The organism is Salmonella sp. 32120201201600049SM, from assembly GCF_017572835.1.
GTDB lineage: Bacteria > Pseudomonadota > Gammaproteobacteria > Enterobacterales > Enterobacteriaceae > Salmonella > Salmonella enterica.
The window spans coordinates 996,454-1,010,605 of the sequence record NZ_JAGESA010000001.1 but is presented as its reverse complement, the minus strand read 5'-3'; the positions used below and the strand labels follow the sequence as shown (position 1 = coordinate 1,010,605).

Genomic DNA, 14,152 nt, shown 5'->3' with positions numbered 1-14,152 from the left:
TGATGTTATATGTATATGAAATATTTTATTCTTTTATTTTGTCGTTGATTGATTGTATTTGTACACCAATTGATATTGTTGCTAATGTTCGTACATGCGATGGTGAGTACAAAATACTAAAATGATCATCAGCGACACTAAACTACGCTCCCTCTATGGTAAACCATATTCCGGTCCATCTGAAATTACTGATTCTGATTTAGTACTGTATGGAATTTAGGCCAGGGGCAATCTGGCCGGGATCTCAAAAAATGCATGGACTAAAACGGGTCTATTTACAAAGGGACACAACGCTGTGTCCCTTAATTCCATGCGGGTTGAGGCTGGACTACGCCCAGGCCAGTGGCAGGATGGATGACAGAACACTCGGGAAATATTTTCTGGCATGACGTTGCATACTATCCGCCACAACGCTGGTACAGGTAAAGGCGCCATGGAGGCCGTGAAAACGGTCGGACCACTCGGTAAATTGTTCGCTGGATGGGAATATCGCCGGAGACAGCTCCCAGGCTTTCTGCATCAGCGCCTCCGCATAGCCTCTCAGGGCGGGCGGAGAGTCATGCTCAGTGCCGAAAATGGCGCTGGAGGAATAGCGTGCGAATGCGGTACTGAGACAGAACAGGGTTTCCGCCTGCTTCTGTGGGGTGGCGTCCGCCAGGTGATAAGCACTGAGGATGTGCTGGTAGTGTGTCGGGCTGAGTTTGCCTTCAGGAAGCAAGGGGTCAAAAACGGTGTTCAGACGCGACACTGAGGCATCATCAATCAACTTCACGGTGGAATGTTTCTGGTTCGTGGCGGCAATAAACTGCTGGTTCAGCTCCCCGTGCTCTTCAGTGCTGAGGATGATATCAATCAGCTCCCCAAAGCGTCGCTGCGTGGCCTGCTGATTAAATGCGGCGAGAAACACCGGAAAGTCATGACGGAATAACTCTACCGGAGAGATTTGCGCGGTGGAAACGTTCTCTCCGGCTCGCAGCAGGTAAAAGTTGTCCCATGCAGTGTCAGGAGTAGGGTTTAGCATTGTTAACAGCGTGTCAGTGGAGAGCATCATCGCCGTGTCTGAATCCTGGGAGGAAAGCAGCAGGAAATTATCTGCGGCGCGGGTTGTCCAGTCCGGGCTGCCGTCATAATTGCCGAAGAGTCCATTATGGATGTGGGGAGACACCGCCGGGTGCGCAAGATACTGTTCATAAAGCGCTGCAGCTTTCTGGCGGGTGCCATCAGTGCAGTCCACGCCTGTCATACAGTGTAAAATCACCTGATTAAAGAGTCCGCTGTGAGTGGTCATGGCGGCGCTGTTCCTGTCAAACGAATCCAGCAACACAGGCAGTATGCGCTGCTGATAATATGTGTCAGGAGCCGGCAGGGGAACGTCATTATAGGTCTGGCACTGGTGGGCAAAAAAACGTTCCTGAACAGGCCTGATCCACTCGCTGATAAGCGTACTTTGCGTATAGGGGGGGTGGGCCAGTACGCTCACCAGCGAACTTTCAACTGGCCGGATACATGCCTCTGTTAAGCGGCCGCCCCGCAATGACTTCACCAGGTCTTCCATTGCCCGGACTTTTTCCTGACTGTATTTATCGGGCAGACTGTCAATGGTCATCAGAATACTTTTACCATTATTGTGCTCATGATTTAAAAATCCATCCACAGCGTTCTCAGTCCAAAGGAGTGGCATTTGCAGCCAGATATCACCTAGACGAATAAAATTTCCGCCCCTTGATACTGACGGAGGTGATGAATTATCCGGTTCATTTAAAATAACGCCAGAGAGGTTGGCTTTGTGACGTATAAGCGTATTTTTTAATGTTGTATCAATAAAAGAGGGCTGTTGTTGTGTAGTAATTGAATACTGTAGAAACACTTCATTCATGTCTGAATTACTAAATTTTGTATTACTGCAGACTACATCACTCAGTGTCGAATAAGTGAATCGGCATTCGTCAAAATGTAAATGAGATATATCAGAATAAGTAAATTTTGAATTTGAAAAGTTGAACCCCTTAATAATATCGCCGTCTCGCTCCATGAAGCTGGGGGGCAATATTTTGCTGAATGTAATATTACGGAAATCTGCGTTTGAAAAATCGCGATCTGCGGCCGTAAGGGTTTCTCCGGCTTTCTGCCGTAAAACTGCATCCGTGAGTTTCTTAGCCCAGTCGGCAGGTGATGACGGGGAAGACGTAGCCTGAAGTGAGAGGGAGGGGGATACTGGTGGTGTTCTACCTTCAGAAACCGTGGGCCTGTTATTAGCTGATACAGAGACTCCACCGGGGAGCGGGGCCGCACCTGTCATTCTGTAATTATAATCACATGTTTGATTTGCAATATGCTTACGCATGAATGCTGCATTCATTTTTGAGACATCTTCTGCTGAAATATTTTTCTTGCCTGCATTATTTGTATCTTTAATATTTTTAACAGTAATCAATGTTTTGTTTAAGGTGTTTTTATCTTTCGGCTGAAAGAAGTCTTTTATTTTTTGTGGTAACGCTAACTCAATCGGTGAGTCCTTTCCTGTTTTAAATTTTTCATTTAAAGATGTATGCGTGTTTTTAACACTGGTTATTTTTGAGGCGAGCCCGTTTTTCGTATGTTCACGAATAGAGGTAATTAATTTTTTAACCTGGTTAGGAATAGTAGAAAAATTAATTGCGCCTGATGATATCTTCATTAGAATTCCTTATCAACATCATTATGGAAAAACGGTCTGGATTTTTAACGCCTTAAAAGTAAGCTTCATATGTCGGTATGGCGATGGAGATCACAATTCACCATGTTATCTGGCAGGTTTCTTTCAGAAAGTGTCCATCCTGTCATCATGTCACCGTATTGTGGGACGCTGACGTATCTGCGGAAAAATCAAGGCATAAGGGAGCGGGTCGGGTAACGAAGCCCGTGTGCACGCAAAAGTAAACCCGCTTCGATGCTCAACCAGCGTTTTTCACCGGCATTCAGGATATCGTCGGCGGACGTTCCGGCGCGTATGAGAAAGAACTGCGTAAAGCGCGTGAAATCGCTTTTCAGGAAATAATCGTTTTCTTTTAAATATTATTACGTGTTATTGGAATTGTATCATTTTTATAATTAACAGCGGGTTGTTTGGTAATTCTGCTGATTATTCAATGATAGTCCATGTGCGTGTTCAGGAAATGTAAAATATTTATAAAATAAAAGGTTTTATCGTGTTGACATGCTCATTTTAACAACTATTTCAAATTGTGATTGAAGCCGACATTTCATAATACAAATTAAATATAATCTTCAGCTATATCTAATAACAGGAGGTTATATGAGCATTAGTCGTCGTTCTTTTTTGCAGGGGGTAGGCATCGGCTGCTCTGCCTGCGCGCTGGGCGCTTTTCCGCCCGGGGCGCTGGCGCGCAACCCGATTGCCGGCATTAACGGTAAAACCACGCTAACGCCAAGCTTGTGCGAAATGTGTTCCTTTCGTTGCCCTATTCAGGCGCAGGTAGTCAATAACAAGACCGTTTTTATCCAGGGCAATCCTTCTGCGCCGCAGCAGGGGACGCGCATATGCGCCAGGGGCGGGAGCGGCGTCAGCCTGGTCAATGACCCGCAACGGATTGTAAAACCTATGAAACGCACCGGGCCACGCGGCGACGGTGAATGGCAGGTGATTAGCTGGCAACAGGCTTACCAGGAAATCGCGGCGAAAATGAATGCCATCAAAGCGCAGCATGGCCCCGAGAGCGTGGCTTTCTCTTCCAAATCGGGCTCGCTCTCCAGCCATCTTTTCCATCTGGCTACGGCCTTTGGTTCGCCTAATACCTTTACGCACGCCTCAACATGCCCTGCCGGGAAAGCCATTGCGGCAAAAGTGATGATGGGCGGCGATCTGGCGATGGATATCGCTAACACGCGCTATCTGGTTTCGTTTGGCCACAATTTGTATGAAGGGATTGAAGTTGCCGATACCCATGAGTTAATGACCGCGCAGGAGAAGGGGGCCAAAATGGTGAGCTTCGATCCGCGTCTGTCGATATTTTCCAGCAAGGCGGATGAGTGGCACGCTATTCGTCCCGGGGGGGATTTAGCGGTTCTGCTGGCGATGTGCCACGTCATGATTGATGAACAACTCTACGATGCGTCTTTTGTTGAGCGTTATACCAGCGGATTTGAACAGTTAGCACAGGCGGTAAAAGAGACGACGCCGGAATGGGCCGCCGCGCAGGCCGATGTCCCAGCCGACGTTATTGTCCGGGTGACACGCGAACTGGCCGCCTGCGCGCCTCACGCTATTGTCAGTCCTGGTCATCGCGCGACGTTCTCGCAGGAAGAGATCGATATGCGGCGTATGATTTTTACGCTTAATGTGCTGCTCGGTAATATTGAGCGCGAAGGCGGGCTATATCAGAAAAAAAACGCGTCTGTTTACAATAAACTGGCCGGAGAAAAGGTCGCGCCAACGCTGGCGAAACTCAACATTAAAAATATGCCGAAACCGACGGCGCAACGCATCGATTTGGTCGCACCGCAGTTTAAATATATCGCCGCTGGCGGCGGCGTGGTGCAAAGCATTATTGACTCGGCGTTAACCCAGAAGCCTTACCCGATAAAGGCGTGGATTATGTCGCGGCATAATCCTTTCCAGACCGTCACCTGTCGTTCGGACCTGGTAAAAACCGTTGAGCAACTGGATCTGGTGGTCAGCTGCGATGTCTATTTGAGCGAGAGCGCGGCATATGCCGACTATCTGCTGCCGGAATGCACCTATCTCGAACGGGACGAAGAGGTATCCGATATGTCGGGACTGCACCCGGCTTACGCTCTGCGCCAACAGGTCGTAGAGCCGATTGGCGAGGCGCGTCCGAGTTGGCAAATCTGGAAAGAACTTGGCGAACAGTTGGGATTAGGGCAGTACTATCCGTGGCAGGATATGCAGACGCGCCAACTCTATCAGTTGAACGGCGACCATGCCTTAGCGAAGGAACTGCGACAGAAAGGGTATCTCGAATGGGGCGTTCCGCTGCTATTACGCGAACCAGAATCCGTTCGTCAGTTTACGGCGCGTTACCCCGGCGCTATCGCGACGGACAGTGACAACACCTATGGCGAACAGCTTCGCTTCAAATCGCCCTCCGGCAAAATCGAACTTTATTCCGCAACCCTGGAGGAATTGCTCCCTGGCTACGGCGTTCCGCGCGTTCGTGACTTTGCGCTGAAAAAAGAGAATGAGCTTTACTTCATTCAGGGCAAGGTGGCCGTGCATACCAATGGCGCGACGCAGTACGTACCTTTACTCAGCGAGCTAATGTGGGATAACGCGGTCTGGGTTCATCCGCAAACGGCGCAAGAAAAAGGCATTAAGACCGGCGATGAGATCTGGCTGGAAAATGCCACGGGTAAAGAGAAAGGTAAGGCGCTGGTGACGCCCGGTATCCGCCCGGACACGCTTTTTGTCTATATGGGATTTGGCGCTAAAGCTGGGGCCAAAACGGCGGCGACGACACACGGTATCCACTGCGGAAATTTACTGCCGCACGTGACGAGTCCGGTATCCGGTACGGTAGTGCATACCGCAGGCGTGACGCTGAGCCGGGCATGAGGGAGGAGGGAACCATGAATCATTTAACGAATCAGTACGTCATGCTGCATGATGAAAAACGTTGTATCGGCTGCCAGGCGTGTACCGTTGCCTGCAAAGTGCTTAATGACGTACCGGAGGGATTTAGCCGCGTACAGGTACAAATTCGCGCCCCTGAACAGGCATCCAACGCACTAACCCATTTTCAATTTGTCCGCGTCTCCTGTCAGCACTGTGAAAATGCGCCATGTGTCAGCGTTTGTCCTACCGGAGCGTCATATCGTGATGAAAACGGGATCGTGCAGGTGGATAAATCGCGCTGTATTGGCTGCGATTATTGTGTTGCCGCGTGTCCTTTCCATGTGCGCTATTTGAATCCGCAAACCGGTGTCGCCGACAAGTGTAACTTCTGCGCCGACACGCGGTTGGCGGCTGGCCAGTCTCCGGCGTGCGTATCCGTTTGCCCAACGGACGCGCTGAAATTCGGCAGACTGGATGAGAGCGAGATCCAGCGCTGGGTCGGTCAGAAAGAGGTCTATCGCCAGCAGGAGGCGCGTAGCGGCGCGGTCAGTCTGTACCGTCGTAAAGAAGTCCATCAGGAGGGTAAAGCATGAATACTATCTGGGGAGCGGAACTACACTATGCGCCAGATTATTGGCCGCTGTGGTTAATTTATGCAGGCGTCGTGGTGCTGCTCATGCTTGTTGGGCTGGTTATCCATGCGTTATTGCGCCGGATGCTGGCGCCAAAAACGGCGGGCGGCGAAGAGCATCGTGACTATCTCTACTCGCTGGCGATTCGCCGTTGGCATTGGGGAAATGCGTTACTGTTTGTTTTATTACTGTTAAGCGGTTTATTTGGTCATTTTTCTCTCGGCCCTGTAGCGCTAATGGTACAAGTGCATACCTGGTGTGGTTTTGCCTTACTGGCTTTCTGGGTCGGGTTTGTGCTGATCAACCTCACCACAGGTAACGGGCGTCACTATCGGGTAAATTTTTCCGGACTGGTAACGCGCTGCATACGCCAGACGCGTTTTTACCTTTTTGGCATCATGAAAGGGGAAGCGCATCCGTTCGCGGCAACAGAGCAGAATAAGTTCAATCCACTGCAACAACTGGCATATCTGGCGATTATGTACGCGCTGGTACCGCTGTTAATCATCACCGGTTTGCTGTGTCTCTATCCGCAGGTTGCGGGTCTGGGCCCTGTGATGCTGGTGCTGCATATGGCGCTTGCTATCATCGGCTTACTGTTTATTTGCGCGCATCTCTATCTGTGTACTCTTGGCGACACGCCGGGACAAATTTTCCGTAGCATGGTTGACGGCTATCATCGTCATCGTACCGCGCCGCGCGGGGATAAGTCCGCCGTCTGAGCGTATCCATAAAATAATGTCAGCAAGAAAATGTGCCTTGTGTCACATTTTCTTGCAATTTATCCATGTTTGTTTAACTGAACTTCCGTAAAAAGAACGGCAAATAGAGACCATCCTGAGGACATGCTGTTGAAACGCCGTTTGTTTATTGCCGCTTCTTTATTCGCGATGCACCTTTCTCCTGCGCTTGCGGCCGATGCCGTAAGTTTTGCTCCCCAACCGCCAGCCATTGATGCAGGCGCCTGGGTGTTGATGGATTACACTACGGGACAGGTTCTTACCGCCGGTAATGAACACCAGCAACGTAATCCCGCCAGCCTTACCAAGCTAATGACGGGCTACGTCGTCGATCGCGCCATCGATAGTCATCGTATCAGCCCTGACGATATCGTCACCGTTGGGCGCGACGCCTGGGCGAAGGATAATCCGGTGTTTGTCGGCTCCTCGTTGATGTTTTTAAAAGAAGGAGATCGCGTGTCGGTGCGTGATTTAAGCCGTGGCTTAATCGTGGATTCCGGTAACGATGCCTGTGTGGCGCTGGCGGATTATATCGCGGGCGGGCAGCCGCAGTTTGTGGCGATGATGAACAGCTATGTGAAAAAACTCAATTTACGGGATACCCATTTTGAAACCGTCCACGGTCTGGATGCGCCGGGACAACATAGCTCCGCGTATGACCTGGCCGTACTCTCCCGGGCGATTATTCACGGTGAACCTGAATTTTATCACATGTACAGCGAGAAGAGCCTGACCTGGAACGGCATCACACAGCAGAACCGCAACGGCTTGTTGTGGGATAAGACCATGCATATTGATGGGCTTAAAACCGGACACACATCGGGGGCGGGGTTTAATCTTATCGCATCGGCGGTGGACGGGCAGCGTCGACTTATCGCCGTCGTGATGGGGGCGAAAAGTTCGAAAGGCCGTGAGGAACAGGCGCGAAAACTGTTGCAGTGGGGCCAGCAAAACTTTGCGACGGTGCAGATTTTGCACAGCGGTAAAAAAGTGGGCAGCGAGCGAATCTGGTATGGAGATAAAGAAAAGATTGCGCTGGGTACGGAACAGGACTTCTGGATGGCGCTGCCTAAAGCGGAAATTCCGCATATCAAAGCAAAATATGTGCTGGATAGAAAAGATCTGGAGGCGCCAATCGCCGCTCATCAGCGGGTAGGTGAAATAGAGCTCTACGATCGAGATAAACTGATCGCTCAGTGGCCGCTGGTCACTCTGGAATCGGTGGGTAAAGGCGGTATGTTCTCTCGTCTGAGCGACTATTTTCAGCATAAAGCGTAAGCCGTTGTCACATACCGTTCACCGTCACCTGAAGTGTCAAAAGGGCGGGAGCGCGAGGTTGCTCACAAAATGATCACTCTGTCCTTGTGACCGTAAAATGCCGCAATTATACTGTATATACATACAGCATGATAAAGTAACGGAGGCAGCATGGATTACGAAATCAGGCAGGAACAAAAACGCAAGATAGCCGGCTTCCACATGGTCGGTCCATGGGAACACACCGTGAAGCAGGGTTTTGAACAACTGATGACGTGGGTGGATCGACAGCGGATCGTGCCAGTTGAATGGATTGCCGTCTATTACGACAATCCAGATGTCGTACCTGCGGAAAAACTCCGCTGCGATACCGTGGTGTCCGTGGCAGAGAATTTCATCCTGCCGGACAATAGCGAAGGCGTAATCGTGACCGCCATTGAAGGCGGCGAATATGCCACTGCTGTCGCGCGTGTGGAAGACCGTGACTTTGCGAAGCCGTGGGAACGGTTTTTTGACGTCCTGGAGCAGGATAGCGCTTATCAGATAGCCTCTGCGCCCTGTTTTGAAACCTATCTGAATAACGGCATGGAAGATGGATACTGGGATATTGAAATGTATATTCCAGTACAGCGGAAGTGATCGACTGGTTTCCTGTCTGAAAAGAGCGGACGGATAATGTGTTCCGTCCGCCAGTGCGCTATTTTTGCTATAAAGCAGGTACAATGCATTTTTTGCCATTCCCGTAAGGAGCGCAAGCGTGCGTGCCGATAAGTCATTAAGCCCTTTTGAAATACGGTTGTACCGTCATTATCGCATCGTGCATGGCATACGTATCGCCCTGGCGTTCATTCTTACCTTTCTGCTGGTTCGTCTGTTTTCTATTCCCGAGGGCACATGGCCGCTAATCACGTTAGTGGTGATTATGGGGCCCATCTCATTCTGGGGAAATGTAGTGCCTCGTGCTTTTGAGCGCATAGGCGGTACGATTCTGGGCGCGGCGTTAGGGCTGGTGGCGCTACGCCTGGAGCTCTTTTCCTTACCGCTGATGCTGGTGTGGTGTGCGATAGCGATGTTTTTGTGCGGCTGGCTGGCCTTAGGGAAAAAACCGTATCAGGCGCTACTGATAGGCATAACGCTCGCCGTTGTTGTCGGCGCTCCCGCTGGTGATATGAATACGGCATTATGGCGTGGCGGGGATGTGATTTTGGGGTCGCTACTGGCGATGTTGTTTACCGGCATCTGGCCCCAGCGCGCCTTTTTGCACTGGCGCATCCAACTGGCGCATTGCGTCACGGCGTATAATCGGGTGTATCAGGCAGCGCTGTCGCCGAATTTGCTGGAGCGCCCCCGGTTGGATAAACATTTGCAACGGTTGCTGAACGATGTCGTCAAAATGCGCGGACTGATAACGCCTGCCAGTAAAGAAACCCGGATACAAAAATCTATTTTCGAGGCCATTCAGACCATCAACCGCAATCTGGTTTGTATGCTTGAATTACAAATCAATGCCCACTGGGCGACGCGCGCCAGCCATTTTGTGATGCTTAACGCGCACACATTGCGTGAAACCCAGCAGATGACGCAGCAAACCTTGCTAACGATCGCCCACGCGTTGTTTGAAGGCAACCCGCAGCCGGTACTGGCAAACACCGGTAAACTGAATGATATTGCTGCCGAGTTGCGGCAGCTAATGAACGAGCAGCAGGGCGACGCGGTGGCTGAAACTCCCATCCACGGCTATGTTTGGCTAAGTATGGAAACGGCCCGACAGTTGGAACTGCTTTCACATTTGATCTGCCGGGCTTTGCGCAAATAAAAAGCAGATGGGGCGAATGAATTTGTTGCTGCTTCGATTCAGCAAAGATTAAGAGTATGATACTAATATAAGGATAAAATGAGTGCTACTGGCAACGATTTTATCCCCGAACCTTCAGGTTTCCACAGGCGGCGACGTAACGGTGTTTCCTCTGGCGGCTTGAAGTATGACGGGGATAAACGTAATGTTTATCCACTAGCAGTTGCTTAACGAATCCGAATCTCACATTATCAGGGGTGTAAAAATGGAAACAACCAAGCCTTCTTTCCAGGACGTGCTGGAGTTTGTTCGTCTGTTCCGTCGCAAAAATAAACTGCAGCGTGAAATTCAGGACATTGAGAAGAAGATCCGTGACAACCAGAAGCGTGTGCTGCTGCTGGACAACCTGAGCGACTACATCAAGCCAGGTATGAGCGTTGAGGCGATTCAGGGTATCATCGCCAGCATGAAAAGCGACTATGAAGATCGCGTTGATGACTACATCATTAAAAATGCCGAAATCTCCAAAGAGCGTCGCGACATTTCCAAAAAGCTGAAAGCGATGGGCGAAATGAAACACGCCGATGTAAAAGCCGAATAATGCGCTACGGCAGTGGGAGCGTATATCAGGCTCTCACTGCAGTTTGACCCCGCCTGTGACCATCTTGAGTAAATGTTGTTTTGGCCAGTGTCGGGTAAGTTTTTTCTCTGCCAGCTTACCCTTCAGACGCGCAATATCATGACGTTTTCGGTCCAGCATCAGACCCACCACGCTACCGCTATGCGCCACGTTCAATCCGTATAAATCACACTCTTCGACCAGCGACAGCAGGGCGGTAAAGCCCGGCTTAGGTAACAGCGTCTGGCTGGCGATAGCGCTAAGCGTAGCCGCCTCACCCAGTCGGAGCGGATTTTGCGTTATACAGGCTTCCTGCACCAGATTCCAGGCCTGCTGCAAGGTTGGTGAACTTGCTATTAATTTCTGCTGGCGAGGGAGGCGGTGGTAATCTTGCGTGCGCAGTGTGACCGGGCTTTCCAGTACCAGCAAATCGATTGGCGGCGGTGGCTCGCAGGCGATTTGCGTGGCCGCATTATTATGATCAAACAGCGTTAACTGATGAAAAACGGTGCTATCAGTGGGTTCGATTGAGACGCAAAGCTGTGCAAGGGTAGTTTCATCCAGCGAATGGCCAAGATGATGCGCCGTTGCCACTGCCGTAGCGGCAATATCTGCGGTGCTGCTGGCCATGCCTTTGGCAACGGGAATTGACGAGCGCACATCGACGCGAATCTCGTTACTCCAGTGCGCAGGATACTGCCAGTGCGCCAGAACGCGCTCCACCATCGCCCGCGACAATGGACGCTCGTTTACCAGCGGCGGCGCAGCCGTGACTGCTACGGTGCTGTACCAGTCAACGGGGCAGGAGACCAGTTTCTCACTGCCCAGAATCCATCCCTGGATAAGTTCTCCGCATGAGGCGGGGCATTGCGCAACAGCCACGTTATCACCTTTCAGGTACGAATAGTGTGCGCGCATAGTGTCATGGTAAAAGCGTTATTACCATGACTTGCCGCAATGCGTCGTATAACCCTCTCAGGCTGGTACACAAAGCCCTTCCGTGGCCGGTAGCGCAATGCGCATAACGTCTTGTGCGATCATTAACTCTTCGTTGGTGTTGATGACGGCGACTTTCACCAGGGCGTTCTCCGTCTGGATAAATGTCGCATTACGCTGATTTTTCTCTTCATCAACGGCTAAGCCTAAAAATTGCAAATTATGGCAAACCGCCGATCTGGCGCGCGCTGAGTTCTCGCCAATTCCCCCAGTGAATACCAGCGCATCCAGTCCTCCCATTTGCATAATATAGCTGCCAATGGTGGCGCGAATGCGTTCGGCAAACAGAGTGAGAGCGAGTTTAGCCTGCCGGTTACCGGTATTGGCTGCCTGTTCGACATCGCGGTAATCAGACGACACGCCAGAAACGCCCAGCAAGCCTGACTCATTATTTAATAACTGATTCAACTGTTGCGGCGTTTTGCTTTCGCGCTGGGCTATCCACGGCAGAATAGAGGGATCAATATCTCCGCTACGGGTGCCCATCATCACGCCTGACTGCGGCGTAAAGCCCATCGACGTATTGACCGAACGCCCGTTCTTGATGGCGCAGATGCTGCTACCGTTTCCAAGATGACAACAAATCACCCGTAATGCGCTGAGTGGTACGCCCAGCTTTTCCGCCAGAACGCCGCTGACATACTTATGGCTGGTGCCATGAAAGCCATAACGGCGAATCCCCAGTTCAGCATAATAATGCCAGGGAAGCGGGTAAATATAGGCGGGTTCATCCAGCGTCTGGTGAAATGCCGTATCAAACACGGCTACGGAAGGGGCATCAGGCAACAGTTGACGAAAAACGTGAATACCCAACGCGTTTACCGGGTTGTGAAGCGGGGCCAGTTCAGCAAGACGTTCGATTTGCGCTAACGTTTCATCCGTGACCAGCGTCGAGTCTTTAAAAAACTCACCGCCGTGCGCCACACGATGGCCCACCCCATCAATGTCCCGCAGACTATTAATGATTTGATAACCCAGCAGCTTTTCCAGAAGCAGCGTTACCGCATCGCGATGATCGGCAACGGGGACGGTTTCCTGCCATTTTTGGCTGTGCGTCTTAATTGTCACCTGCGCATCCGCCATACCGATACGCTCAATCAGCCCCTGACAGAGCATGTCGCCCTGCGGCATCTCCAGCAGCTGGAATTTTAACGATGAGCTGCCGGCGTTAATTGCCATTATTTTGTAAGACATAAAGGTTCCTTCGAATTCAGAAAATCCAGCACGGCGTCGAGACCCGAGTTATTCAGCGCGCTGGTAATAAAAATCTGCTGTGCGCCAGCCTGCGTAAGCCACTCCGCAACCAGCGAAATACGCTGCGGCTCGGCGAGATCGGCCTTGGTGACCAGGCCAATCGTCGGGCGGTTCATCGGGGCGGTAAAACCCGGAGAAAAGGGCGACCACTGGGCGTCGGCATTCAGCACCAGGGCGATGACGTCGGCCTCGCAGGCGCTGGTCAGCAGGGCGCTGTACAGGCAGCGGTTCTCCAGATATTCGCCCGGCGTATCGATAGCCATCGGCGACCATTCAATGGCCTGGGTTTTCTTATAATGGAGCGCTTCGCCACGCAGGCTTTGGGTCAGCGAGGTTTTGCCGCACTGGCTGGGGCCGATAAACATCAGACGCTTCATTGGATTACGTCCGGGTGATCGAGCAGGTGGTGAACTGCATCATCTCGCCCAGGGTGCGCGTCACCTGCTTGAGGGCATATTCCACGGCGGAAACATCGCCGGTCAGCACCACCGCGCCGGTAAAGCGGTCAAGAAAACCAATCTCCACCGCGCCGGATTTGGTAGCAATATCGCAGGCAATAATAGATGCTTCGCTCGGCGTGATGGTAAGGATGCCAATGGCGGACACCGCATCCTGCAGGCCCAGCTTCTTAAATAAATCTTTCCCCGGATTGGCAATCAGGTGCGCGAGAGTGACCTGTTTCCCCGGCACGTATTCCTGAATCATGCGATCCGTTGTCGGTTGTCTTTCCATTATCCCTCCACCATCTGTCGCCACATGGCTTCATGCGGGCGTGGGATCACCGAACGGTAAACCAACAACCCTTTCTCGCCCGCGCTTTCGCTGGCAACCGTCACGGCGTTATTGACGTCAGAAACGTCGCCCGCCACCACCATGTAGCATTTACCGCCGATACCGAAGGCCATATGCACCCGCACCAGGGTGACGTTTGAGCCTTTCACCGCCCGGTCTGCGGCGCTAATGCAGGCCGCCACGCTCCAGGTTTCGACGATACCTACCGCCTGGCGCTTATCGACGCTGTTCAGGCCGCTGATGGCCGGAAGTACGCTGGGATGAATATTCGCCAGCACCAGGCTGTCGACGAGCATCTCGCCGGCCTGCGACGTACCGGTTTCAATGGCCTGCTGGATAGCGCCGATATCGCCGCCCAGCATCAGTAAAAACTTCCCCGGACAGATGGTCTTGCTGACCAGTAGATCGACGTTGGCGCTTTTCAGCATCGCATCGCCGAGTTCCATCCCTTTGGCGATGCTGGTGAGTTCTAAAATTCCTATAGCCTGAGACATG

At 51.6% G+C, this 14,152-nt stretch carries 13 protein-coding genes and 2 pseudogenes; 9 read left to right on the top strand and 6 right to left on the bottom strand.

All coding sequences use genetic code 11. The annotated features are described in order from the left end of the window. Positions 1 to 121: 121 nt before the first annotated feature. Positions 122 to 199: pseudogene (locus J4650_RS22760) on the top strand (hypothetical protein); the annotation flags it as partial. Between the two features lie 129 nt (positions 200 to 328). Here the strand turns inward: J4650_RS22760 and sopA are convergent. Continuing rightward, positions 329 to 2,677, bottom strand: coding sequence for an SPI-1 type III secretion system effector HECT-type E3 ubiquitin transferase SopA (sopA, locus tag J4650_RS05165; RefSeq protein ID WP_023993365.1), 2,349 nt, complete (start codon positions 2,675 to 2,677; stop codon positions 329 to 331). A gap of 266 nt (positions 2,678 to 2,943) precedes the next feature. Between sopA and J4650_RS05160 the strand changes: the two are divergent. The 8 genes and pseudogenes from J4650_RS05160 to J4650_RS05125 all read left to right on the top strand — a co-directional run. Further along, positions 2,944 to 3,036 (top strand): annotated as a pseudogene (locus tag J4650_RS05160) (heavy metal-binding domain-containing protein); the annotation flags it as partial. A gap of 259 nt (positions 3,037 to 3,295) precedes the next feature. Next, on the top strand, positions 3,296 to 5,572 hold the full coding sequence (gene phsA / locus J4650_RS05155; RefSeq protein WP_000028228.1) for a thiosulfate reductase PhsA: 2,277 nt from the start codon (positions 3,296 to 3,298) through the stop codon (positions 5,570 to 5,572). A 14-nt stretch (positions 5,573 to 5,586) separates the two neighbouring features. Then, positions 5,587 to 6,165 (top strand): thiosulfate reductase electron transport protein PhsB, encoded by a 579-nt coding sequence (gene phsB, locus J4650_RS05150; RefSeq protein WP_001016236.1) that lies wholly within the window; start codon positions 5,587 to 5,589, stop codon positions 6,163 to 6,165. Beyond that, a complete protein-coding gene (phsC, locus tag J4650_RS05145; protein WP_001092553.1) occupies positions 6,162 to 6,926 on the top strand; it encodes a thiosulfate reductase cytochrome B subunit in 765 nt (254 codons plus the stop codon). Before phsB ends, phsC begins: the two co-directional genes overlap by 4 nt. Positions 6,927 to 7,049: 123 nt before the next feature. Then, positions 7,050 to 8,222: a serine-type D-Ala-D-Ala carboxypeptidase DacD gene (gene dacD, locus J4650_RS05140; protein ID WP_023994315.1), complete on the top strand. Its 1,173-nt coding sequence runs from the start codon at positions 7,050 to 7,052 to the stop codon at positions 8,220 to 8,222. Positions 8,223 to 8,372: 150 nt separating this feature from the next. Further along, entirely contained in the window at positions 8,373 to 8,840 is a 468-nt protein-coding gene (gene sbmC, locus J4650_RS05135; RefSeq protein ID WP_000384326.1) for a DNA gyrase inhibitor SbmC, read from the top strand. Between the two features lie 118 nt (positions 8,841 to 8,958). Next, positions 8,959 to 10,017, top strand: coding sequence for an FUSC family protein (locus J4650_RS05130; RefSeq protein WP_001200858.1), 1,059 nt, complete (start codon positions 8,959 to 8,961; stop codon positions 10,015 to 10,017). A 244-nt stretch (positions 10,018 to 10,261) separates the two neighbouring features. After that, positions 10,262 to 10,597, top strand: coding sequence for a DUF496 family protein (locus tag J4650_RS05125; protein WP_000450405.1), 336 nt, complete (start codon positions 10,262 to 10,264; stop codon positions 10,595 to 10,597). A 33-nt stretch (positions 10,598 to 10,630) separates the two neighbouring features. On the opposite strand, the gene pduX is transcribed toward J4650_RS05125, so the two are convergent. The 5 genes from pduX to pduT form a co-directional block, all read right to left on the bottom strand. Further along, positions 10,631 to 11,497: an L-threonine kinase PduX gene (gene pduX, locus J4650_RS05120; protein WP_001808089.1), complete on the bottom strand. Its 867-nt coding sequence runs from the start codon at positions 11,495 to 11,497 to the stop codon at positions 10,631 to 10,633. Positions 11,498 to 11,590: 93 nt separating this feature from the next. After that, complete coding sequence (gene pduW, locus J4650_RS05115; protein ID WP_000120647.1) at positions 11,591 to 12,805, bottom strand: propanediol utilization propionate kinase PduW; 1,215 nt, start codon at positions 12,803 to 12,805, stop codon at positions 11,591 to 11,593. Continuing rightward, positions 12,790 to 13,242 carry a propanediol utilization protein PduV gene (gene pduV, locus J4650_RS05110; RefSeq protein WP_000826277.1) on the bottom strand — a complete coding sequence of 151 codons (453 nt, stop codon included), beginning with the start codon at positions 13,240 to 13,242 and terminating at the stop codon, positions 12,790 to 12,792. Before pduV ends, pduW begins: the two co-directional genes overlap by 16 nt. Before the next feature lie 4 nt (positions 13,243 to 13,246). Further along, on the bottom strand, positions 13,247 to 13,597 hold the full coding sequence (gene pduU / locus J4650_RS05105) for a propanediol utilization microcompartment protein PduU (protein ID WP_000441103.1): 351 nt from the start codon (positions 13,595 to 13,597) through the stop codon (positions 13,247 to 13,249). Further along, entirely contained in the window at positions 13,597 to 14,151 is a 555-nt protein-coding gene (gene pduT / locus J4650_RS05100) for a propanediol utilization microcompartment protein PduT (protein ID WP_000075772.1), read from the bottom strand. Before pduT ends, pduU begins: the two co-directional genes overlap by 1 nt. Between the last annotated feature and the right edge of the window lies 1 nt (position 14,152).